Below are 208 nucleotides of genomic sequence, written 5' to 3'. Positions count from 1 at the left end.
TCAATTTTTATTTTTAGATGCTAGACAAACTAACTTTATTGGAGAGTTTGATCCTGGCTCAGGATGAACGCTGGCGGCGTGCCTAATACATGCAAGGCGAGCGAATGGATTGAGAGCTTGCTCTCAAGAAGTTAGCGGCGGACGGGTGAGTAACACGTGGGTAACCTGCCCATAAGACTGGGATAACTCCGGGAAACCGGGGCTAATA

General features: G+C 48.1%; 1 rRNA gene. It reads left to right on the top strand.

Annotation, left to right across the window (positions count from 1 at the left end):
• Nucleotides 1-35 precede the first annotated feature (35 nt).
• A 16S ribosomal RNA gene (locus MR160_RS34715) occupies nucleotides 36-208 on the top strand; the annotation flags it as partial.

This window comes from Bacillus cereus group sp. BfR-BA-01382 (assembly GCF_022663475.1).
In the GTDB taxonomy this organism is placed as follows: domain Bacteria; phylum Bacillota; class Bacilli; order Bacillales; family Bacillaceae_G; genus Bacillus_A; species Bacillus_A thuringiensis_S.
The sequence above is the reverse complement of the archived record's forward strand: the minus strand, read 5'-3'. Positions and strand labels throughout refer to the sequence as shown.